The following is a 22,108-nucleotide window of genomic DNA, read 5'->3' as shown; positions in this document are numbered from 1 at the left end:
GTCCCCGGTGACAGATGACAGCGGTGCAAACATCGACCGGTGGTTGCACGTGCACGGGTGTCCGCCGGGCGGACGCGGCGGTCCACCAACGCAGAGTCGCAGGGCGAGCTCGAGACCGGGGTTCAGCCGGTCGATTCGGCCAGAGCGGCCTGGGCCCGCGCAGCCCGGCCGTGGCGGGTGCCCCACTCGGCGAGCGCGTGCACGGCGGTGTTGAGCGCGGCCCCGGCGGGCGTCAGCGAGTACTCGACGCGCGGCGGGACCTCGGCGTGGTCGCGGCGATGAACGACGCCGTCGGCCTCGAGCTGGCGCAGCTGCTCGAACAGGATTTTCTCGCTGATGCCCGGCACCAGCCGGCGCAGCTCGCCGAAGCGGAGCGGACGCGCGTGCAGCTGCCACACGATCGTCGGCTTCCACTTGCCGGCGATGACGTCGAGGGCCGCGCCCAGCCCGCAGGTCTCGCCCTGGGTCGTCCTTGTCATGAGTCCCTCCGAGGGGTGGATTCGCAGGAGCACTTACGTAATTGTAAGTACTTGTGGCGGCCCGCCGCGGCGCGCATGTTCGGCCCGTCGCACTGCGACGAAAGGATGGACATGGGCGATACGACGATACTCGGTGCAGGGGAGATGGGCGCCGCGCTGGCGCGGGCGCTGCTGCGCGGCGGCTCTTCGCTGACGATCTGGAACCGCACTGCGGCGAGGGCGGCGGCGCTGGTGAACGAGGGGGCCTCGCTCGCGCCCGGCGCGGCCGCGGCGGTGTCGGCGAGCCCGATCGTCATCGTCTGCGTGTCGAACTATGCGGCGACGCGGGAGATCCTGCAAACCCCCGCGGTGGCGGCGGGGCTGGCGGGGCGGGTGCTGGTCCAGCTGAGCACGGGGACGCCGCAGGAGGCGCGCGAGCTCGGAGCGTGGGCCCGCGAGCAGGGGGCGGACTACGTCGACGGGGCGATCCTGGCGTGGCCGCGGCAGATCGGCGGGCCGTCGGCGGTGATCCTGGCGTCGGGCGAGGAGCCGGCGCTGGCGCGCGCGGACGCGGCCCTGCGCCTTCTGGCGGGCGGACTGACGCCGATGGGCGCGGAGCTCGGGTCGTCGGCGGCGCTGTTCGCCGCGGTGCTGGCGTACCTGGCGATGCGCTGGATCGGCATCTGCCACGGGGCCCGGATCTGCGAGGTCGAGGGCCTCGGCGTGGCAGGCTTCGGCGAGGTGCTGGCGGGCCTGTCAGGCGTGCTGGCGGAGGACGCGAGGCACATGGGCGAGGTCATCGCGTCGGGGCGCTTCGATCGCCCGGAGAGCACTCTGGCGACCGCGGGCGGCGACGTGGCGCGGCTGGTGCAGCACGCGAGGGAGGCGGGGATCGACGGCGAGGTGCCGCGCTTCGCGGCGAGCCTGTTCCGGCGGGCGATCGACGCCGGCCACGGGGCGGAGGAGCACGCGGCGCTGATCAAGGTGCTGCGCGGGGCGGCCTGAGCGGCGAGTCGCGCGAGGCGGCGAATCGCGGGGGCCCCGCTCGGGATCGGGGTGGCGATCGGGGGCGCGGGAGTCGAGGCCCGGCGGGTGATGTGGCGTGAATGTCCTTTGGGACATGTGATATGAACTGTCACGACGCGCGCCGGCGAGAGCCGAGGCCGCTGGGCGGGAATGCCCGCGATGCTCGCAGCCCCCAGCAGGGCGTGACTCAACATACGAGTTTCTTCGCAATTGAGCGGGACCCTTCTTTCACTTTGGGTCATTCGCCGCGAGCCACCGGCGCGGGCGCGGTGCGCTCGGATTCGTGGATCGCGGCCGAGCTCCAGAGGAACAACGTATGCGCAATACGACCCGTCCATCGTTCGTCCTGCCGTGCGCCGCTGCGCTCGCGGTGTCCGGCCTGTTCGCCCTCGCGCCCGCGGAAGCGGAAGCGGCCGGCAAGACGGTCCGGATCCACGTGCAGGCCCCGGTCGACTTCCACAACCCGCTGGCGACGCGCCTCGATTCGATCGAGAGCTACGGCGCGCCGCTGTTCTACCAGGACTTCGAGATCCCCTACGACCAGCTCGAGAAGCTGATCGGCGACAAGCTCGACGAGATGGTGCCGAACAAGATCGGCGACACCGTGGTGTGTACGGACCCGTGCCCCGACGTGACGTGGAGCATCCGGATCCGGCCGACCTTCAAGTTCACGAAGAAGAACCAGCCGGTGGTGACGAAGATCGGGCCGTCGGGCGACGCGCGGGTCAAGGTCGAGCTGAGCGCGCAGGCGAAGGTGTCGGTGCACGCCGATGTCCACGCGGAGACGTGGTTCGACAGCGTCGACGTGCCGGTCGACGTGTTCGTGGTCATCGGCGTGAAGGCCTCGGTCGAGGTCGGCCTGTGGCCGAAGATCGATCCGAAGCCGGTCCAGCTCGAGTTCTCGCTCGACGACAAGAACATCGACCTCGAGCTCAACGGCACCGCGGTGGGCCTGGGGATGAAGTGGGGCACGATCATCGGCCTGTCGCCGGTGGGCCTGCTGGTCGGCGGGCCGATCCTGGGGCCGATCCTGGCGATCCTCGGCGACGAGGCGGCCGACATCGCCGAGAAGAAGGTCAGCGGGGTGTTCTACGACCGCGTCGAGAAGCTGTTCGCCCAGGCGACGCGCGGGCTCGAGGACATGGTCAACGATTACATCGAGCCGTACGTGAATCAGGTCAACGACATCAAGGACAAGCTGCTGAACAAGCCGATCAAGGGGGTGAACAAGACCGTGGGGCAATTGCTCGGGCAGCTCGGGGCGTCGATCGAGGTGCACACCGTGACGCCCGACGGCGGGCTGGCGGCGTCGGCGGTGGTCCGCATGACGGGCGCATCCGCGGGCGGGAAGGTGTACGGGTCGGTGCGGATGCCGAAGAAGACCTGCGAGTACGCGAAGGTCAACGGCGGGCCGCTCAAGGGGGCGACGATCCCGCTCGGGCTGGTGGACGCGAACCAGGACCTGCAGGCGAAGGTCGGTCAGGCGTGCTCGGCGGTGCTCGGCGCCGACGGCATCGCTCGTCAGGTGTACCTCGGCGCGAATCCTCGCTCGGTGCTCGGGGCGACTGCCGACAACCTGCCGTCGTGGAAGTCGACGGGCTCGCTGACGTGGAAGGGCAACCTGGTCGCCGAGGCGGACTGGTACGCGTGCAAGTTCGAGATCGGCGGGCTGCCCACCGCGGCGGTGGTCGAGCTCGAGACCGGCGGGGCGGTGGCGAGCCACCTGGTGGCGGCGAAGGAGCGCTTCTTCGAGCTCAGCGCGGCCGGCAAGAGCCTGGTGTTCGACTCGACCCTCGATCCGCTGAAGCTCGAGGGCGGCAACGCCCAGGTGATCTTCGGCGGGGCAGGCAAGTGCGGCGGGGGCGGCGGCGGCGCGGGGATGGCCCCCAACAAGCTGAAGGAGCTGAAGGACATGCTCGACCCGAGCAAGTGCCCACAATGCGGAGTGATGCGCAAGCCGGGCTCGGAGCACGTCATCGAGATCACCAACGGCGACGCGTTCGCCAAGACGAACTTCGGCAAGGATCTGGTCCAGAAGGTCAACACGGCCCGCGCGAGCAAGCTGAACCCGAGCCAGACGGTGCCCAGCGTGAAGCCGGGGGCGGTGAAGCCGGGCGTGCAGCGCTGAGACGCGCTCATGATGCTGCGAACCGGGTGCGCCGTGGAATCGAGGCGCGTCGCGTGGTGCCGCAGCGATGGAGGCGGCACCTCGTCGGCGCTCGCTCGAGGGCCGCTGGATCTCGCCCAGGATCCGCGAGCCGGCGGCCGAACACCCCGTGACAGCGACCGGCCTCCAGGTCCGGATCCACCGCGTCGCCCGGCTTCGAAGCGGGCACGCGGGAGGCGGATACGATCCCCCGGATCGCGCTTCGAGGCGCGGGGCCGCGCCGGGATGGGCTCGAATTCGTCGGGTTGGTCCGCAGGCCGGCCGCGGCGCGTGCGCAGGTGATGCGGGTGGGTGTTGTGTGCATGTCCTCGGGGACATGTCGTGCCAATCGACGCGGCGCGGGCGGCGGGCGGACGGCCGGCGTGATCGGGGTCGCAATCGCGGCTGCGCCGCCGGACCACGGTCTGGAGATGCGAATGGACGCAGCTCCAGGGACGATGGCGCGGGCCACCGCGGGGATCGAGGCGATCGAGGTCAAGCAGACGGTGGCGGCGCACGCCCACGCGCGGGCGCTGTCGGTGCTCGAGCTGCGGCCGCAGGAGGCGCTGTGGCGGCGCCTGTTCTTCTACGACACGCCCGGGCTCGATCTGCACGGCTGCGGGGTGGTGCTGCGGGCGCGCGCGGCGAAGGGCGAACCCGACGACTCGACGGTGAAGATCCGCCCGGTCGACCCGGGTCGCGTCGAGCGCTGGCGCGGGGTGCCCGGGTTCAAGCTCGAGGCCGACATCGTCGGCTCGGCGGTGATCCGCTCGGCTTCGTTCACGGTGAGGCAGGGGCGCGACGAGATCGACGCGGTGGCGCGCGGCGAGCGTGCGGTGGCGAAGCTGTTCTCGCAGGCGCAGGAGGCGTTCCTGCGCGAGCTGGCGCCGACGCCCGTGGAGCTGTCGGAGCTCCTGTCGCTCGGGCCGGTGCACGCGCGCAAGTGGTATGTGCGCCACCCGGGGCTGCCGCACCGCCTGTGCGCGGAGGCGTGGCGGATGCCGGACGGTCGATCGCTGCTCGAGCTGTCGATCAAGGCCGATCCGGCGGCGGCAGCGTCGGCGACGGCCGGGTTCGCCGGGTTCCTCGCCGAGCTCGGGATCGCGGTCCACGCGGCGCCGGAGCCGAAGACGCGCACTGCGCTGACGTCGCTGGTGGCGGCGTCGCAGCGCTGAGGCGCGGGGCTTGATGGCGGGCGCAAGATGTCTTGAGGGACATGTCGTGGCTCCGCGGCCCGGGCATGGACGTGCGGTCGCGTGGCGCCGCGCTCCGTAGTACCGTGGGCGGGTGTCTCGTGCACGACAGCGGGCCGAGTTCGCGCGCCTGGTCGAGGTCCTGTCGTCCGTGGGGTGGCACGACGACGAGCGCAGCGTCGTTGCGTGGGTGGAGCGGCTGCGCGAGCTCCCGGACGGCGAGGGCCTGCAGCTGGCCCGCAGGCTGCTGCGGGCCTATCGTCACGGGGCGCTGTCGCCGGAGCGGTGGGCCGAGCTGGCAGGGGAGCCGCCGCGGATCGCCAGCGACGTCGACGACGCGGTCCGGCGCCTGTGGGACGCGTTCGCGGCGGCCGGGTTCGTCCAGCCGTACCGGACGGAGGAGAACTGCGGACGGGTCCGCGCGGGGCTGGCCCGGCGCTGGGCCTGGCAGCCGCGCTGGTACTTGATGAGCCAGGACGAGGACCTGCTGCTGATGAGCGATGAGCTCGTGCCGACGCTGCTGGCGACCGCCGCGGAGCGTCGTGTGCCCAAGCGCCAGGTTCTCGTCGACATCGTCGCCCACCACGCGCGCGACAGCTGCTGGCAGGCGGCGTATCACGGCGAGGGGCTCGAGGCGAGGCTGCGACGCGCGGCCGGGTGGGCGCCGCAGGCCCGGGAGATCGGGGCGCCCGAGCTCGCGGCGTACCTCGAGCGCCTCGGTGGTCACGCAGTCGCCGGGCCGGTGGATCGCGAGGGCGCCGAGCAGCGCCTGCTCGACCTCGGCCGCTGCGTCGAGCCGCCGCGCAGCGCCCTGTGCCTGCGCGCGGTCGAGGGCGGCTGGGAGGGCTGGCTGGTGAACTCGGCGCTGAATCGCCGCCTGCGCATCGACGCCGCGACCGGGCGCATGACGCCGATCGAAGCGAAGCGCCGGCGCTGACGCCTTGGCCGGCTCGAGGCGGTGGCGTGCCGCGAGCCGGCGAAGGCGCGCTGTGTGCCGCGAGCCGCGATGGCGAGTCGCTACCCGCATCGACGTCATTCGCGGGTCGACGTGCGAGCGCGCCGCGAGCCGCGGTCCGTGGTGACCTCATCGACATCTCCGTCGGCTCGGCGCTCTCGCGCCCCGCGAGCGACGACGGGCGCGGCGACCTCATCGAACATGGCCAAAGGGTATGTCGAATGTGGGGGACATGAGACCGACCTCAATGCGGTATGCGGCGAGTACGAGGAGCGTCGCGCCGCGGCCTCCTCGACGAGGTGAAAAGGACATGTCCTGATGAACATGTCCACAAGGCGTGTCGAATCGACGTCTGCTGCGACCTCCTCCGAGGAGGCATGTCCCGAGACGGTGAAATCACCGCCCCTGCGTGAGCGGGGGGCGCAGGGCGTAGGTGGCGGGATCGAGGGCGTAGCAGCCGGCGAGGAGCGGGCCGCCGCGGAGCAGGCTGTCGCGGCTGGCGCGGGCGTGGGCGGCGAAGCGGTCGAGGGCGTCGAGGTCGTCGTCGACGACGACGTCGGTGTGCTCGGCGACGAGCTGGAGGAGGAGCGGGAGGCAATGGGCCCGGCCCCACCAGGCGGCGTTGAGCTCGGTGTGGTCGCGCTCGAGGCTGAGGTCGACGAGGTTGGCCGAGCCGAGAGTGGCCCAGGCGCCGTCGACGATGCACAGCTTGGCGTGGGTGTAGATCTCGCGGTGGCCGTCCGCGTCGCTGCGGGCGAGGGCGGCGAGGGTGAAGCCGGGGTGATCGGCGAGGGCGGCCAATCGATTAAACGTGGGGCCGTAGCGGTGCTCGTCGGCGCGGCCGTCGCGGGCGAGGGCGGCGACCTCGGCGGCCGCGCGGTAGATGGCGGGCATCGGCTCGGCGGGGACGACCATGACGACGCGGACGCCCCGGCGTAACGCGGCGTCCAGAGCTCGCAGGACTGCGTGCTGGCCGGGGTGCTGGTTCTCGATGTAGATCGTGCGCCTGGCGGCCGCGATCGCGGCGAGGTAATGCGCGAGGACGGTGGCCTCGCCGGCGTCGCTGTCGAACTCGCCGGCGCCGACGACGGGGGTCGGGCCGCGGTAGTAGCCCGGGGCGAGGCTGCGCGCGAGCTGGACTGCGACGTCGCCGCGCTCGGGCGGCAGGCGAGCGGGCCACGGGAGCGGGCCGGCGCGCGAGTCGTCGGGCCACGGCGGGGCGTCGGGGTCGCGGCGGGCGAGGTTCCACCGCTGGACGAAGTTGTGCTCGGCGTCGGCGACGACGGGGCCCTGCAATTCGAGGAAGGCGTCGTGCTTGTGTGGGCCGCGGCGATGACCGGGGCGGGCGAGGGTGGCGTTGCTGAGGACCATGCCGCCGATGAAGGCGAGCGCGTCGGGCTCGCCGGCGTCGAGGACGAAGGCCTTCTGGTGGTGACAATGGGCGGGCTCGGCGGAGCTGTCCCAACGGGCAGCCCAGGCGGCGCCGCGCGCGGCGAGGAACTCGCGCTCGGCCGGGCCGCCGAGGAAGACGTGCCGGGTGCTCGAGAACCGCGGGTTGCGCCAGAACAGCACCCGTACGTCGAGGCCGCGGGCGCGGCTCCGGTCGAGCAGGTCCCACCAGGCGACGCCGTCGGGCATGCGGAAGCCGGGCTCGATGAACGAGACGATGGCCCACAGGCGCGACCGCGCGGCCGCGATCGCGGCGGAAAGACGCTCGTAGAACGGGACGCCGTCGATCCAGGGGATAGCCCGATTGCCGTGACGGACGGGGTACGGACCGTGGGCGTCGGCGATCGCGAGCAGGCCGTCGTCCTCGTGCACGCCCCGAGGATGCCCGCGCACGCGGACGCTGTCGAGTCGATGCGCGCGCATCGAAGCAATGCGCGCGCATTCGGAAATCACGTCACCCGGAGCGCGCGGCGACGGCAAAGTCCCGTCGGAACAGCGATTTCGCGGCGCGCGGCGGCAGGCCCCGGTCTTGCTCACCGCGGCGGGCATCATGCACACGCGTACCACTCTCGGAATTATTGCCGCAGGCCTGGTCTGGATCGCCGCACCGGCGGCCGCCCGGGCCGACACCTATACCAATGTCACGTTCGATTCGCTGGAGTCGGGGCTGTCGCTCGACGGTCGGCTGTATCTGCCCGATTCGCCGGTGGAGAACCCGCCGGCGATCGTGATGGCGCACGGCTGCTCGGGGATGTGGTCGGACAACGATCCGTCGACCGGGGTGGCGCAGCGCCACATCGAGAAGTGGGGGATCGAGCTGGCGGCCCAGGGCTACGTGGTGCTGGCCGTCGACAGCTTCACGACGCGCACGCTGCCCGGCGACGACGAGGTGGCGTTCCAGAATCAGTGCAGCGGCGACGACTTCGAGGGCGAGGTCGATCCGTACACCAAGCGGGTCGACGATCTGGCGGCGGCGCGGGCGTTCCTGATCGATACGTACGACGTCCACACCGACGGGAACGGCCTCCTCGGCTGGTCGCAGGGGGCGCAGTCGGTGCTGGTGGCGATGGCGGCGACGCCCAGCACCAGCAACACGCCGTACACGACGGCGCTGCCGTGGGCGGCCGCGACCGCGTTCTACCCCGGCTGCGGCTCGCAGATGGGCTACGGGTTCAAGATCTCGCAGCCGATCGACGGCTGGTGGCGGCCGGCCAACCCGGTGCGCCTGCACATGGGCGAGTCGGACACGTTCCGCGCCCACTGCCAGCGCCGCGTCGACAACGCGTGGAACGTGTACGGAGCCGATCCGGGCACCGCCGACGAGCTGATCTGGCGCACGTACCCGGGCGTCGGCCACAGCTTCGATCGCGCCGGCACCCTGACGTTCCCGACGGCGAAGTGCACGTCGAGCGAGGCCGCAGACCCGACGCTCCGCGAGCTGTGCGCGATGCGCGACGCGGACGTCGACTCGCTGGCGTTCCTGCTCGCGCTCGTGACGGCGCCGACGATCTGACCCGAGAGACATGCGCCGATTCGCCGGGGCCATGCGCTCGTGACATGTCCGTGTGGACATTCCATATGTTCTCATGGACATGTCGTGGCGAACGTGCACTCGGAGAGCGTGCGAGCGGTGCTCGAGGTCGTGAGGGTTGCGGCGCCGACAGGATGCTCGTATACTGGTCGTTCTTCTGCGAAGACGACGCCCGCAACGACGTCGAGGGCCCGCTGGCCAGCGTGGTGGATCCCGAATGACCGACCCGTCTCCGACACGTCCGCTGCCATGGGCGCTCGCGGTTCTGATCGCCGCGGGCTGTTCCACCGTCGCCGAGTCCGGGGCGGCGCCGCCCGGTCCGCCGGTCGAGGCGGAGCCCGCGGCAGAGCCCGCGTCGCAGGGGCCGGCGGAGTGCGTGGCCGACAAGGACTGCATGCGGACCGACTGCTGCGGGGTCGGTGACGGCTGCGCTCCGGCGCCGGAGGGGCAGGCTTGCGCCGATTCGGCGTGCCCGAAGAGCGTGTGGAGCGTCTGCCGCTGCGAGGCCTCTCGCTGCACCGGCGTGTTCTGGGATCCGACCTCGGAAACGCCGAGGCCCAAAGAATTCGCCGGCTGGTGACGATCAGGGCCGTTCGCCGCGCAGATACAGGATCTCGAGGCGCAGCGCGCGGCGAAGAGTCGCGCGAAGGCCGGGAAGTCGTCGTGGGTGGCGGAGCGGGCTTGTATTGCCATTGTGGGCAGTCGTTACGAAGCTCGACTCGCGATGCGCGATTCCAGCGAAACCACGCCCGGCGCCCTTGATGCGGGAGGTCTCCTCCATGAAGAGAAAGAGGGGCCGAAGGTCCACGGCCCCGTGCATTCGGGCGCGCCAGACCTGCACGGTCCCGCGTCTTCGGACGCGCGTCTCTCAAACAGGCTTGTGGGCGCGGCCGCCGGCGTATTGCTCGAGCAGGCGCTCGAGGTCCTCGAGGTTGACCGGCTTGACGAGGTGACAGTCGCAGCCGGCGGCCTTCGAGCGGGCGCGGTCGGCCTCCTGGCCCCAGCCGGTCAGGGCGACGATGGCGATGTCCTTGCCCCACGCTTGCTCGCGGATCCGTCGGGTGGCGTCGAGGCCGTTGAGTCGCGGCATGCCGACGTCCATGAGGATGACGTGCGGGCGGAAGTCCTCGGCGGCCTCGATCGCCTCGACGCCGTCGTGGGCGGTGCGGACCTCGTGGCCGAGCATCTCGAGCATCATCGCCATGGCGCCGGCGCCGTCCTGGTTGTCGTCGACGACGAGGACGCGGCAGGCCGGGCCGGACGGGACGGCGCCGGCGTCGGCCTCGTCGGCGTGGGCCCGGTCGGCGAGGACGGGCAGGCGCACGGTGAAGACGCTGCCGCGGCCCTCGCCCTCGCTGGCGGCGGTGACGCTGCCGCCGTGCATCTCCACCAGGCCCTTGACCAGCGCGAGGCCGAGGCCGAGGCCGCCGGCGGTGCGCTCGAGGGTGCGGTCGATCTGGCTGAACATGTCGAAGATCGAGGACAGCGCGTATGCCGGGATGCCGATGCCGTTGTCGCGCACGGTGACGACGATCTCGCCGCCCAGGCGCCGGGCGTCGAGCCGGATCCGCCCGCCGGGCGCGGTGTACTTGGCGCTGTTGGTGAGCAGGTTGCTGAACACCTGGGCCAGGCGGGTGAGGTCGGCGTCGAGGAAGACCGGGCCGGCCGGCAAGGAGACCTGCAGGTCGTGGTTGGCCGCCTCGATCTGCGGCCGCGCGGTCTCGACTGCGCTGCCGATCACGTCGGCCAGCAGGACGCGCTCGCGCCGGAGCTCGAGCTTGTTGCGGCTGATCCGGCTGACGTCCATGAGGTCGTCGATCAGCCGGACCATGTGCGACAGCTGGCGATCCATCATCGCCCGCGTGCGGGCGACGACGTCGACGTTGCCGCCGGCGAGCCGCATGACCTGCAGGCCGGTGCGCAGCGGCGCCAGCGGGTTGCGCAGCTCGTGGGCGAGGAGGGCGATGAAGTCGTCCTTCTTGCGGTCGGCGTCGCGCAGCTCCTCGACCAGGCGCTCGCGCTCGGCCTCGGCGCTCAGCCGCGCGGAGATGTCGGTGAAGAGGATGGCGACCCGGTCGCCCTCGCCGAGCTTGAAGGCGTAGACGTCGAACCACCGCTGGCCCAGCGCCCGCGCCTCGTTGACGAACCGCGTCGCCCGCCCGGTGCGCGCGACCTCGCCGTAGACCTTGAACCAGTGGGCGTCGTGATCCGGGGCCAGCTCCCGCATGGTCTTGCCGGCGGCGTCGCGCAGGCCGGTGTGCTTCTCGAAGGCGGGGTTGACCTCGAGGAAGCGGTAGTCGACGGCGTGGTCGCCGTCGAACAGGACCTCGATGACGCAGAAGCCCTCGTCGATCGAGTTGAACAGGGTCCGGTAGCGGGCCTCGCTGGCCCTCAGGGCCTCCTCGGCCTGCACGCGCTCGGTGACGTCGAGGGCGATGCCGTCCCAGGCGTTGGTGCCGTCGGACAGGCGCCGCGGGGCCGAGCGGCAGTGCAACCAGCGGACGCCGTCGCGGCCGTGGATCCGGAACTGACACTCGAAGTGCTCGCCGACGCGAAACGCGGCGGCCTCGCTGCGCACGACCAGCGGCAGATCTTCCGCGAGGACCCACGCCTCGAGGCCGACCGGGTTGGCCATGATGTCGGCCGGCGTCTTGCCGGTGATGGCCTCGATGCCGCGGCTGACGTAGGTGAAGCGGCGCGTGGCGTCGGGCTGCTCGATGACCTGGTAGATGAAGCCGGACGGGAGGTTGTCGGCCAGCTTGCGCTGCCGCTCCTCGCCGTCGCGCAGGGCCGCCTCGGCGCAGCGGCGGGCGGTGATGTCATGGAGGGCGCCGACGAAGCGAGGCGGGCCCGGGACGGCGGAGTGCACGATGTCGCCCCTGGCGGCGATCCAGCGGTAGGTGCCGTCGATGCGGCGCACGCGGTACTCGACGTAGAAGGAGGTGCCGGTGCGGACGCAGAGGTCGGCGACGCGGCGGACCTCGGCGACGTCGTCGGGGTGCAGGAGGTCGTACCACTGCTCGGCGTTGGGCGTCGGGTCGCCGGGCTGCAGGCCCAGCATCTCGTAGATCGAGTGCGACCAGATGACGTCGCCGGTCTCGGTGTGCCACTCCCACGCGCACACGCCGGCGGCTGTGAGGCCGAGCGAGAGCCGCTCGGCCTCGGCCCCGCGCGCGGCCTCGCCGGCGCGCCGCTCCGCGAGCTCCCGCAGGGTGCGTCGGTGCTGCAAGGCGTTCTCGATCGGGCCGCCGGCGATCGCTGCGCAGCGCTGGAGGAGCTCGCCGGCGCGGTCGGAGAGCCGCCCGGGCTGGTGGAAGTAGAGGGTGAGGACGCCGAGGAGCCGGCCGCTCGGGCCGCGCACGGGGACGGCGTGGAGGGCCCGAAATCGGCCCAGGGCGGCCTCGTGGGCCTCGTGCGCCAGGGGGTCGAGGTCGGTGTCGGCGACGACGACGGGCGCGCCGCGCTGGAGGCACAGCTGGGCGACGCCGCCGAGCCGCGCGAGCAGGTCGTCCTCGAAGCCGAGGCTGGTGCCGGGGCCGGGGCCGTCGTCGTCGAGGAGGCACAGGCCGCCCATGGCGGTGCCGCCGATCGCGGCGGCGGCGGCGAGGGTGGCGTCGAGGATCGGGCCCAGCTCGAGGCCGGACGAGAGGCGGACGCTGAGCTCGAGCAGCCGCTCGAGCTCGCCGGCGGCTTCACGGCCCACGGCGGGGGCGCGCTCGACCGTGGCCTCAGTGGCAGGGTCTGGGCCTCGGTCGGGGCGCATCCTAAGGAGTGTAAGGGCGCGAATCGTCGCGGCCAATGTGAGGTCCGCGAGCGCGGAGGCGCGGTGGCAGACTCGACGGCGCGCCGTCGCCCGGGGGATGCACCCGCCGGCGAAACGCTGCTCCTGGGCCCGGCCGGCGCAGCCGCCGCTGACGTCGCCGAAAGCTGTCTTCGGGGATAGGTGCGGCTCAGGGCGGGCCGATGTCGACGTCGAGGCAGAAGTGCGCGACCGGGGAGTCGTACCAATCGCGCAGGTTGGTGAGCGGGGTGTCGCAGAAGTCGCCGGGGTCATCGATGGCGACGAAGCCGTCGCCGGGGGCCATGCCCTCGTGGTCGGCGTGGAGGACGAGGGTGGAGTTCGCGCCGCCGCCGGTGATCCGCAGGCAGAAGTCCTGGATGTCTAAAAGGACAGGTGGATCGAGGTCGAAGCTGCGGTAGGTCATGTCGGCCGCGATCGGGCCGAGCTCGCGGGTGTCGAGCACCGCGAGGACGGGGGCGCGGTTGCGGGTGTCGTAGGGGAGGACGTCGAGGACGGCGGCCGGCTCGCCGACGGCGTAGCGGATCTCGAAGCCGAGGCGGGTCAGCTGCAGCGGCGGGGCCGCGGGGGCGCTGAAACACTCGACGGCCTCGAGCTTGGCCGAGACCGGGTCGCCGCCGCTCATGCAGAACGGCCCGTCGATGCAGTTGGCCGGATCGTAGGGGCGCAGGGTGACGGGCTCGAGGAGGCCGGTGGTCTGCTCGGCGGTGGTGCTCGAGGTGCCGGTGGTGGTGGTCGAGGAGACGTTGGCGGTCGAGTCGCTGTCCTCGCTGGTCGGCGCCGGCTCGGTGGTCGGCGCGCCGGTGGTGGTGGTCGTGCCGGTGGTGGTGGTGTCCGTCGTCGCGGCGGCGGTGGTGGTCACGCCGGCGGTGCCGCTGCCGTCCGCGCCGTCGTAGCTGGGGTTCGGGCGCAGGCACCCGCCGAGGACCAGAGCGAGGACGGACAAGTCGAGGACGGACAGGTCGAGGGCGAACAGGTGGGCGGCGCGGGGCCTCACGCGTCGACTGTATCGCCAAGGGCCGGCGAAAGCCAACCGGCGTCAATGCCGGCCGCGGTGCAAGCGGGCCTCCTCCATGTCGAGCTGATCCTCGGCGGCCCGCAGGACCTCGTGGTCGAACGTCCCCTCGCGCCGGGCCTGCAGCAGCGCCCGCTTCTGCGCGTGGACGAGGTCGATCAAGAGTTCGTGGTGGCGAGCGCGGAGGTCGGCCTCGACAGGGAGGTCGGACTGCGAGGCGCTGAGGACGGCGGCGTGGTGGGCCCGCACGCGCTGGAAGACGTCGTGCCGGCGGACCTCGGCCGGGTAGTGCTCATCGAGGTGGGTGAGCGCGGCGGCGGCGAGGCGGGCGGCGAGTGACTGCTCGTCGCGGGCCCGCCGCGCCTCGTCGCCGGGGCCGAAGCGCAGCAGGCGGATGACGAGCGGGAGGCTGATGCCCTGCAGGACGAGGGTGACGAGGATGACGACGAAGGTGATGAAGAGGATGAGGTGGCGGTGGGGGAAGTCGGCCCCGTCGGCGAGCGCGAGGGGGACAGCCAGCGCCGAGGCCAGCGAGACGACGCCGCGCATGCCGGCCCAGGCGATCACGACGAGGGCCTTCCAGTCGGGATCGGGGGCGCCTTCGGGCCGCGAGCGACGCAGCCGCAGGGCGCCGGCGGCCGCGAACACCCAGACGAAGCGGACGACGATGGTGAGCAGGCTGATGGCGAGGGCGTAGCGGGTGGCGCCGGGCAGCGCGCCCCGGCCGAGGCCCTCGGTGATCCGCGGCAGCTGCAGGCCGATGAGGATGAAGACGAAGCCGTTGAGGAGGAAGACGAGGGTGCTCCACACGAAGTTGGACTGGACCTTCGAGGTGGCGCTCAGGAAGTCGTCCGAGCGCGCCGAGAGGAACAGGCCGCCGGCGACCACCGCGAGGACGCCCGAGCAGCCGATGCCCTCGGCCGCGAGGTACATGAGGTACGGGGTCATGATCGTGAGGCTGGCGTCGACGCTCGGGGTGCTCGGCAGCAGGCGGTGCACGCGGTAGACCAGCAGGGCGACCGCGAGGCCGACGGCGACGCCGCCGAGGCTGACGAGGAAGAAGTCGCCGACGACGTCGAGGACGACGAAGCTGCCGGTGAGGACGGCGGCCTGGGCGAAGCGGAAGACGATCAGCGAGGCGGCGTCGTTGACGAGGCTCTCGCCCTCGAGGATGCCGACGGCGACCCGCGGGACCCGCATGCCGTGGAGGACGCTGGTGGCCGCGACCGCGTCGGGCGGCGAGATGATGCCGCCGAGCATGAAGCCGAGCGCGAGCGAGAAGTCGGGGATGATGGCGTGGGCGAACAGGGCGACCGCGGTGGCGGTGAACAGGACGAGGCCGAACGCCTGCAGGGCGATGGGGCCGCGCAGCCGCCAGAACTCCTTCCACGGGGTGAACCACGCGGCCTCGTAGAGCAGCGGCGGCAAGAACAGGAGGAAGACGAAGTCGGGGTCGAGGCTGACGTGCGGCGCGCCGGGGATCTGGCTGATAGCGAGGCCGCCGAGGACCAGCAGGATCGGGTAGGAGATCCCGAGCCGGCTGCTGAGGACGTGCAGGACGCCGATCGCGAACAGCAGCGAGAGGACGAGCAGGAGTTCGTGGTGCAGCATCCGCCCGCTTCAGGCTATCGCGGGTGCGCGAGGCGGTCCACGTCACCCTGCCGGATCGCGGCCGCCGGCGGAAGATGGCCCGGGGGACAGGTCGACGACGGTGGCGCCCCATCCGCCGCCGCGGTGTCCGCCGAGGCGGTAGCCGACGACGCGCGGGTGACGATCGAGGATCGCGTGGACGGTCCGACGCAGGGCGCCGATGCCCTTGCCGTGGACGATCCGGACCTCGGTGACGCCGCGCGCGAGGCAGACGTCGAGGTACTCGAGGACGAGCCGCTTGACGTCTTTGGGGTTGAAGTTGTGGAGGTCGAGCTCGCCGTCGACGGGGAGCTCGGCGGCGGCGTCGGGATCGAAGGCGGCGCCGAAGAATCCGGCCCGGCCGGCCCACGGGGCCCACGGCAGCGGGGCGACCGCGTTCGGGCGATAGGCGGGTGGCCGCGGGAGGGCGGCCTGGTGGATTGTGACGGTGGCCCGGGCGAACGGGTTCCACGGGCGCAAGCCCTGGACGGGGCCGGGCTGCCAGCGCTCGCCGACGCGGAGCTCGAGGTGAAGCGGCCGGCGCGAGCGGACCAGCGCTCGCCGACGATCCGCAGGTCGCCGAACAGGGCGGCGCCGATCAAGTCGAGGGCGAGGGCGGCGTGGTCCTGGCCGTCGTCGTCGTCGGTGAGCTCGGCCGAGGCTGTCCAACCGGACAGGTCGAGCTCGAGGCGGGCGTCGCGGCGGCGGATGACGAGGTCGAGGGTGCCGGCGACGAGGTGGGTGCGGTCGTCGGTGTGTGTGACCTCGAGGTCACACGCGCCGAGCAAGGCGCCGAGCTCGAGATCGAAGGCGTCGCCGGGGGTCATGAGGCGCGGACAGTGTAGGCGGTGTTCGCTGCGAAAGGCGAGGCGTGCGGCCGCGTCCGTGCTAACAAGCGAGCATGAAGATCGACATCGACGAGGCGCCGACGCGGTTCGGCAGCGGCTATCCGGCCCCGTTCCACGCGCCGTGCATGGAGCGGCGGCGGGTCCGGCTGGGCGCGGCGGCGGGGCTGTCGCAGTTCGGGGTGAACCTGCTCCATCTGGCCCCGGGGACGTGGTCGAGCCAGCGTCACTGGCACACGCGCGAGGACGAGTTCGTCTACGTGCTGGCGGGCGAGGTGGTGCTGGTGACGGACGCGGGCGAGACGCTGCTGCGCGCGGGCGACTGCGCGGGCTTCCCCCACGGGGTGGCGAACGGGCACCACCTGCAGAACCGCGGCGCGGTCGAGGCGGTGGTGCTCGAGGTCGGGACCGACGATGCGCGCGACGAGGCGGAGTACCCCGACATCGACATGCGCGCGACGCCGGAGGGGTTTGTGCACCGCGACGGGACGCCGTACCCGTCGCGCGTCGGGTGATGGGCGATGCGGTGAGACGCGAGGCGCGGTCTGCAGCGAGTCAGCCGGCGGCCGCGAACGGGCCGCTGCGCAGGGCCTCGATCACGAACTCGCGGAAGGCGCTGACCTTGCGCGGGAGGTGCTTGCCGCCGGCGCACATCAGCCACAGGGCGCCGGTCTGGGTGGTCCAGCGCGGGAGGACGCGGACCAGCAGGCCGGCGGCGACGTCGGGCTCGGCGTAGAAGTTGGGCAGGATGCCGAGGCCGACGCCGGCGCGCAGGGCCTGGCGCGCGAACGACATGTCGTCGCAGACGATCGGGCCGCTCGGCTTGAGGACGAACGCCTCGCCGGGGCCGTCGAGGCGCAGGGCCGGGCCGCCGCGGTAGGCGACCCACGCGTGGCCGGCGAGCTCGCGCTGGTTGCGAGGGGTGCCGCGCCGCGCGAGGTAGGCCGGCGAGGCGTAGAGCTGAACGTCGATGGTGCCGAGCTTGCGCGCGGTGAACGAGGCGTCACCGAGCGGGCGGCGGGCGATCCGGAACGCGACGTCGATGCTCTCGGCGACGAGGTCGACGACGTTGTTGGCGAGCCGCATGTCGACCTCGACGCTCGGGTAGCGGGCGACGAAGCGGGCGACGATGTCGGCCAGGACCGCGGCGCCGAAGTCGACCGTGGCGGTGACGCGCAGGCGGCCCGAAGGCTGCTCCTCGCGCTCGGGCAGCTCGGCGAGGGAGCGCTGGAGAGCGGCGACGAGCGGGGCGGTCCGCTCGTAGAGGGCGGCGCCGGCGGTGGTGACTGCGACGCGCCGGGTGGTGCGATGCAGGAGGCGAACGCCCATGGCCTGCTCGAGGCCGACGATCCCGCGGCTGATCGAGGACTTGGGCAGGCCGAGTCGCCGCGCGGCGGCGGAGAAGCTGGCGGTGTCGACGACGGCGACGAAGCGGGCGAGGCGGTCGAGATCGACTGTTGTCATTTCGGAACAGTATAAGGACACCGTCGCTGCTTGTCGCCAATTCGCAACGGCCTAGACTGGCCGGCATGACGAACCAATCGCAACGTACTCTGCTCGTCACCGGCGCGTCGGGCCAGCTCGGCCGGCGCGTGGTCGAGCTGCTGCTCGCCGCCGGCGAGCGCTCCGTGATCGCCGGCAGCCGCACGCCCGCGAAGCTGGCCGACCTGGCCGGGCGCGGGGTGCAGGTCCGCGAGGTCGACTTCGACGCGTCGCCGGAAGGCCTGGCCGCGAGCTTCGAAGGGGTCGATCGGCTGCTGCTGATCAGCACCGACGCGGTGCTGGAGCCGGGCCGCCGCATTGCCCAGCACGCGCGGGCGATCGCGGCGGCCGGGCGCGCGGGGGTGCGGCACGTGGTCTACACGTCGCTGACGAACCCGGGGCCGGAGTCGCCGATCGGGCTGGCGGTCGATCACCGCGAGTCCGAGGCGGCGCTGGCGGCCAGCGGGATGTCCTCCACGATTTTACGCAACAACCTGTACACGGAGTCGCTGCTGCAGGCAGGGGCGCAGGCGCTGGCGAGCGGGCAGCTGGTGAACGCGGCCGGCGAGGGCGCGGTCGGCTACGTGACGCGGGAGGACTGCGCGCGGGCGGCCGCGGCTGCCCTGGCGAGCGCGGAGGAGAGCAGCAGGGTGCTCGACGTGACGGGGCCGGAGCTGGTGACGCAGGCGCAGCTGGCGGCCATCCTGTCGCAGCTCGGCGAGCGCCCGGTGCAGCACGTGAACGTGACGCCGGCGCAGCTGCGCGAGGGGATGATCGGCCAGGGGCTACCGCCGGTCCTGGCCGACGTGCTGGTGGGCTTCGACTGCGCGACCGCCCAGGGGACGCTGGCGGTCGTCAGCGACGCGGTGGAGCAGCTGACGGGGCAGCGGCCGACGAGCGCGGCCGAGTTCCTGCGCGCGCACCGGGCCGCTCTGGTCGGGGCGTGAGCGAGGGCTGCGGCGCGGCGGACAGTGCGGGAGCGAGAGCTGCGGCGCGGCAGGCAGTGCGGGAGCGAGAGCTGCGGCGCGGCAGGCAGTGCGGGAGCGAGAGCTGCGGCGCGGCGGGCAGTGCAGGCCGGGAGCGAGAGCTGCGGCGCGGCGGGCAGCGCGGGCCGGGAGCGAGGGCTGCGGCGCGGCGGACGGTGCGGGCCGGGTGGGCCTGTTCTTCAGGACATCCACTGCGAAGGGCAGTCCTCATGGATGGCCTTCGGGGCATGTTTGAACAGGCATGTTCTTGCGAGCATGCCCGTTCGCGCATGTCCTCCCGGACATGCTCCGGAAGCGCCGATCAGCCCGGCGCGGGGCAGGCGGCGGAGGTGGTGAGGTCGCTGTTGTTCTCCTCGTTGCACTCGGCGATCTCGCCGTCGCCCTGGCTGGCGAGGTCGACCTCGACGTAGTAGTCGGCCGGCATGTCGCCCGGCGGGGCCTGGACCAGCAGCTTGATCTTCTCCGAGCCGCCCGGCAGGAGCGGGATGGTGGTGACGAGGTCCATGCTGAGCTTGGTGCCGGTGGCGTCCTGGCCCTGGTAGAAGTCGACTGCGACGCCGGCGGGCACGCCGAGGGCGCCCTCGTTGCGGACGGTGGCGATGAGCTCGAGCTGGTCGGCGCAGAAGCCGAGGCCGATCGAGAGCTCGACGGTGAGGTCGGGGGCGTTGAACACGCCCTCGCCCTGGACGTTCTGCCGGTAGTTGTTGAGGCCCGGCGTGGTCCAGTTGTCGGCCTCCTTGGCCGGGACGTTGCCGGCCGAGGTGGTGCCGGTGACGTGGTAGGTGTGCTGCGTCCACACGCGCCGCGTCGGCACCCAGCCGTCGCCGGCGTCGCCGTAGAGGAAGACGCCGCGGCGCTGCTGGTAGCCCTGCGCGTTGCAGCCGCCGACGTTGGTGGCGACCATGAGGATCTCCGAGTTGCCGTCGGCGTCGGCGTCGACGACCAGCGGGTACTCGTGGACCGTGGCGCTCGAGTTCTCGACCTGCAGGAGGACGGTGCCGTCCTTGCCGGAGTAGACGCGGGCGTAGCACTCGTCGTTGTAGGTGACCTCGGCGGCGCCGTCGCCCTGGAAGTCGAACACCGACGAGCCGGTGGCGTTCGACGACTGATCCTGGGTGGTGGCCGACCAGCGACGGTAGATGGCGCCGAGCGCCGGCATCGGGTCGCCGTTGGGCTTGACGATCTCCTCGCCCTCGCGGTTGAGGTCGAAGACGGTGTAGCGCGAGGCGCCGGCGACCGCGAGCTCGGGCCGGCCGTCGCCGTCGAAGTCGGCGACGGTGGGCGGGCCGCCGAGACCGCCGCCAGGGACGGCCCGCGGCTGGGTGCGCAGGGCGTCGTTCATCTCGCACATGACGCCGGTCGGATCGACGCCGCACCACAGCTTGCCGGTGGCGCCGTCGAGCACGCGCACGTTGCCGCTGGCGGCGAGGACGACCTCGGGGGTGCCGTTCTGATCGAGGTCGGCGATCGCCGGCCAGCCGTCGCCGCCGTTGTTGTTGTTCCACAGCTGGGTGACTGCGACGGTCGGCGGATCGCCGGGGGTCCAGGCGACCGACCAGGCCTGCTTGCCGCTGACGATCTCGGGGTAGCCGTCGCCCGTCATGTCGGCGACCGCCGAGAGGCCGCCCTGGTAGTCGGCCGGCGAGCCGACGATGCCGCCGTTGTTGTTCAGGTTCCACACGACGCGGCCGTCGTGGTCGAACAGCGTGGCGCCGATGACGATCTCGGCCTGGTCGTCGTCGTCGAAGTTGGCGAGGGTGACGCCGCCGTTGTCGACCCGGGTGGTCGACGAGATGGCGTTCTCGTTGTCCGAGTGCGAGGTCCACAGCCAGTTGCCCATGCCGTCGACGGCGTGGATCGGGCTCTTGCCGCCGCTGACGCGGCCGGCGTAGACGATGTCGGGCAGGCCGTCGCCGCTGACGTCGCCGACGGCGACGGTGGTGCGGCCCTGCGAGCCGAACTTGTTGTTGGCCGGCTCGTGGTCGAGGCGGAACTTCTCGAGGCCGGTGGCGCCGTCGAGGACGATGATCACGCCGACGGTGTAATCGTCGGAGTCCTTGTAGCGGGTGGTGTTGATGACGACCTCGGGGGTGCCGTCGCCGTCGAGGTCGGCCACCGCGGGGCTCGAGAACACCTCCTCCTCGGTCCACTCCCACTCGGGGATCGCGTTCAGAGTGTCGAACTCGGGCACGATCTCGCAGGTCAGCGGGTCGGGCTGCGGCAAGCACTGGCCGAGGGTCTGCTCGCAGTACTCGCCCGGCTGACAGTCGTAGGAGTCCTGGCACGGCGCGCCGGGCATGACGCACTCGGCGCCGGAGCAGACCTGGCCGATCGCGCAGCAGTCGAGGCTGGCGCCGCAGTAGACGCCGCTTTCACACAGCGGCATGCAGTTGTCGAGGAGACACTCGTTGCCGGCGGGACAGCAGGTGGCCGGCTGGCCGCACAGGGTGCCGCCCTCGCACAGGTCGTCGCCGCTGGTGGTGGAGCTGCTGTCGCTCGTGAGCCCGTCGGTGGTGCTGCTGTCGGTGCTGACGGTCGCGGTGCCCGTCATGCTGTCGCTCGCGGTCATGCCCCCGGTGGGACCGGTGGTGGGCACGCCGGTGGTGGGATCCTGCGAGGTGGTGGTTCCCTCGGTGCCGGTGCCGGTGGTCGTCGCAGTGCCGCCTTCGCTGGCAGTGACGGTGCCGCCCGAGTCGCCGCAGCCGACCGCGCCCACGAACCACAACAACCAACCCGAACTCCGCCCCAACAGTCTTCGCTGCATCGCCGGCGAAGATCATCACAGGACCCTGGGCCGATCAACCCGGCGGCCCCCCGGGCTGTTTCTGCGCTTGTCCGCTTGCGACGACGGTCCTCGGGCCGAACACGAGGCGCGACGAACGCGGAGCCCTTTTGTGAACGCCGGCGCGCTCGTCGTTTACCGCCGGTTGACGCGCGCGCGAGAAGCCAGGGCCGGCCGTCGCCGTCGACGCGTCACACTCGACGAACCGCGCGCGCGGGTCGTCGCCAACCGCAGGTACCGATGTCACACCCGATCTTTCGTACACTCATGGGGACGCTCGTGTGCGGCGCCCTCGCGTGCGCCTCGTCGCCCGAGCGCCTCCGCGGCCTCGACCGGCGCTTCTACCAGAACCTCGACAGCGCGGAGGACCGCGCGGCCTACCTCAAGGTCCCGAAGGCCCAGCGGCAGACCTTCCTCCAAAGCAAGGGTCTTTGGGACAGGTGGCAGGCGCTCCCCGAGGCGGAGCGCACGGCGGCCAAGCGCGGCCAGCTCAAGGCCGGCTCGCAGGAGTTCGCGGCGTTCATGGCGTGGGGCCCGCCGGCCGACACGCAGCGCCGGACCGCCGGCGAACGCGAGGTCCTGTTCCACACCTTCATCCGCTGCACGAGCGGGCCGAAGACCGGCCGCTACGTGCAGGCCACGACGGCGTGCGACGGGACGTTCAACGAGTTCGAGGTCGCGGTCGAGGGCGGGATCGTGACCGAGATCAAGCTGCTCAATTGACACGCGGTCGCGACGCCCGCGCCGCACCCGACGCGGGCCGGCGCGGCGATTCGTGATCGCGTCGACGCGCGACGGGCTCGTGCGCGCCG

General features: G+C 72.2%; 18 protein-coding genes. 10 read left to right on the top strand and 8 right to left on the bottom strand.

Annotated elements, in window-relative coordinates:
• Nucleotides 1–122: 122 nt before the first annotated feature.
• The gene (locus tag O0S08_RS24770; protein ID WP_269041715.1) at nt 123–479 is read right to left on the bottom strand and encodes a winged helix-turn-helix transcriptional regulator; all 357 of its coding nucleotides are present in this window, start codon (nt 477–479) and stop codon (nt 123–125) included.
• A 111-nt stretch (nt 480–590) separates the two neighbouring features.
• Here O0S08_RS24770 and O0S08_RS24765 point away from each other — a divergent pair, with 111 nt between their 5' ends.
• The 4 genes from O0S08_RS24765 to O0S08_RS24750 all read left to right on the top strand — a co-directional run bounded on the left by O0S08_RS24765 (nt 591) and on the right by O0S08_RS24750 (nt 5,760).
• Nucleotides 591–1,463, top strand: coding sequence for an NAD(P)-dependent oxidoreductase (locus O0S08_RS24765; protein WP_269041714.1), 873 nt, complete (start codon nt 591–593; stop codon nt 1,461–1,463).
• A gap of 337 nt (nt 1,464–1,800) precedes the next feature.
• Nucleotides 1,801–3,612: a hypothetical protein gene (locus O0S08_RS24760; protein WP_269041713.1), complete on the top strand. Its 1,812-nt coding sequence runs from the start codon at nt 1,801–1,803 to the stop codon at nt 3,610–3,612.
• Nucleotides 3,613–4,067: 455 nt separating this feature from the next.
• Nucleotides 4,068–4,805 (top strand): CYTH domain-containing protein, encoded by a 738-nt coding sequence (locus tag O0S08_RS24755; RefSeq protein WP_269041712.1) that lies wholly within the window; start codon nt 4,068–4,070, stop codon nt 4,803–4,805.
• A 112-nt stretch (nt 4,806–4,917) separates the two neighbouring features.
• A complete protein-coding gene (locus O0S08_RS24750; RefSeq protein ID WP_269041711.1) occupies nt 4,918–5,760 on the top strand; it encodes a hypothetical protein in 843 nt (280 codons plus the stop codon).
• Between the two features lie 414 nt (nt 5,761–6,174).
• On the opposite strand, the gene O0S08_RS24745 is transcribed toward O0S08_RS24750, so the two are convergent.
• On the bottom strand, nt 6,175–7,599 hold the full coding sequence (locus tag O0S08_RS24745) for a phospholipase D-like domain-containing protein (RefSeq protein WP_269041710.1): 1,425 nt from the start codon (nt 7,597–7,599) through the stop codon (nt 6,175–6,177).
• A gap of 178 nt (nt 7,600–7,777) precedes the next feature.
• Here O0S08_RS24745 and O0S08_RS24740 point away from each other — a divergent pair, with 178 nt between their 5' ends.
• A complete protein-coding gene (locus O0S08_RS24740; protein ID WP_269041709.1) occupies nt 7,778–8,740 on the top strand; it encodes a dienelactone hydrolase family protein in 963 nt (320 codons plus the stop codon).
• A 235-nt stretch (nt 8,741–8,975) separates the two neighbouring features.
• On the top strand, nt 8,976–9,338 hold the full coding sequence (locus O0S08_RS24735) for a hypothetical protein (protein ID WP_269041708.1): 363 nt from the start codon (nt 8,976–8,978) through the stop codon (nt 9,336–9,338).
• A gap of 288 nt (nt 9,339–9,626) precedes the next feature.
• Here the strand turns inward: O0S08_RS24735 and O0S08_RS24730 are convergent, their stop codons facing one another.
• The 4 genes from O0S08_RS24730 to O0S08_RS24715 form a co-directional block, all read right to left on the bottom strand.
• Nucleotides 9,627–12,521: a PAS domain-containing protein gene (locus O0S08_RS24730; RefSeq protein ID WP_269041707.1), complete on the bottom strand. Its 2,895-nt coding sequence runs from the start codon at nt 12,519–12,521 to the stop codon at nt 9,627–9,629.
• Nucleotides 12,522–12,708: 187 nt separating this feature from the next.
• Nucleotides 12,709–13,554, bottom strand: a complete 846-nt coding sequence (locus O0S08_RS24725) for a hypothetical protein (protein WP_269041706.1) — start codon at nt 13,552–13,554, stop codon at nt 12,709–12,711.
• A 42-nt stretch (nt 13,555–13,596) separates the two neighbouring features.
• Nucleotides 13,597–15,183: a Na+/H+ antiporter gene (locus tag O0S08_RS24720; protein WP_269041705.1), complete on the bottom strand. Its 1,587-nt coding sequence runs from the start codon at nt 15,181–15,183 to the stop codon at nt 13,597–13,599.
• A gap of 42 nt (nt 15,184–15,225) precedes the next feature.
• Nucleotides 15,226–15,681 (bottom strand): Smr/MutS family protein, encoded by a 456-nt coding sequence (locus O0S08_RS24715; protein ID WP_276082620.1) that lies wholly within the window; start codon nt 15,679–15,681, stop codon nt 15,226–15,228.
• A 140-nt stretch (nt 15,682–15,821) separates the two neighbouring features.
• Here O0S08_RS24715 and O0S08_RS24710 point away from each other — a divergent pair, with 140 nt between their 5' ends.
• Together O0S08_RS24710 and O0S08_RS24705 are read left to right on the top strand one after the other, a co-directional pair.
• Nucleotides 15,822–16,046 carry a hypothetical protein gene (locus O0S08_RS24710; RefSeq protein WP_269041704.1) on the top strand — a complete coding sequence of 75 codons (225 nt, stop codon included), beginning with the start codon at nt 15,822–15,824 and terminating at the stop codon, nt 16,044–16,046.
• A 56-nt stretch (nt 16,047–16,102) separates the two neighbouring features.
• A complete protein-coding gene (locus O0S08_RS24705; RefSeq protein WP_269041703.1) occupies nt 16,103–16,561 on the top strand; it encodes a cupin domain-containing protein in 459 nt (152 codons plus the stop codon).
• A gap of 40 nt (nt 16,562–16,601) precedes the next feature.
• On the opposite strand, the gene O0S08_RS24700 is transcribed toward O0S08_RS24705, so the two are convergent.
• Nucleotides 16,602–17,510: a LysR family transcriptional regulator gene (locus tag O0S08_RS24700; protein WP_269041702.1), complete on the bottom strand. Its 909-nt coding sequence runs from the start codon at nt 17,508–17,510 to the stop codon at nt 16,602–16,604.
• 65 nt (nt 17,511–17,575) lie between these two features.
• Between O0S08_RS24700 and O0S08_RS24695 the strand changes: the two genes are divergently transcribed.
• Nucleotides 17,576–18,475, top strand: coding sequence for an SDR family oxidoreductase (locus O0S08_RS24695; RefSeq protein ID WP_269041701.1), 900 nt, complete (start codon nt 17,576–17,578; stop codon nt 18,473–18,475).
• A 340-nt stretch (nt 18,476–18,815) separates the two neighbouring features.
• Here the strand turns inward: O0S08_RS24695 and O0S08_RS24690 are convergent, their stop codons facing one another.
• Nucleotides 18,816–21,278 carry an FG-GAP-like repeat-containing protein gene (locus O0S08_RS24690; RefSeq protein WP_269041700.1) on the bottom strand — a complete coding sequence of 821 codons (2,463 nt, stop codon included), beginning with the start codon at nt 21,276–21,278 and terminating at the stop codon, nt 18,816–18,818.
• A 285-nt stretch (nt 21,279–21,563) separates the two neighbouring features.
• On the opposite strand from O0S08_RS24690, the gene O0S08_RS24685 reads away from it, so the two are divergent.
• A complete protein-coding gene (locus tag O0S08_RS24685; protein WP_269041699.1) occupies nt 21,564–22,019 on the top strand; it encodes a hypothetical protein in 456 nt (151 codons plus the stop codon).
• The last annotated feature ends 89 nt before the right edge of the window (nt 22,020–22,108 follow it).

The organism is Nannocystis punicea, from assembly GCF_026965555.1.
Classification (GTDB): domain Bacteria; phylum Myxococcota_A; class Polyangia; order Nannocystales; family Nannocystaceae; genus Nannocystis; species Nannocystis punicea.
Note: the sequence above shows the minus strand (reverse complement) of the source record. Positions and strands in the feature narration are given on the sequence as shown.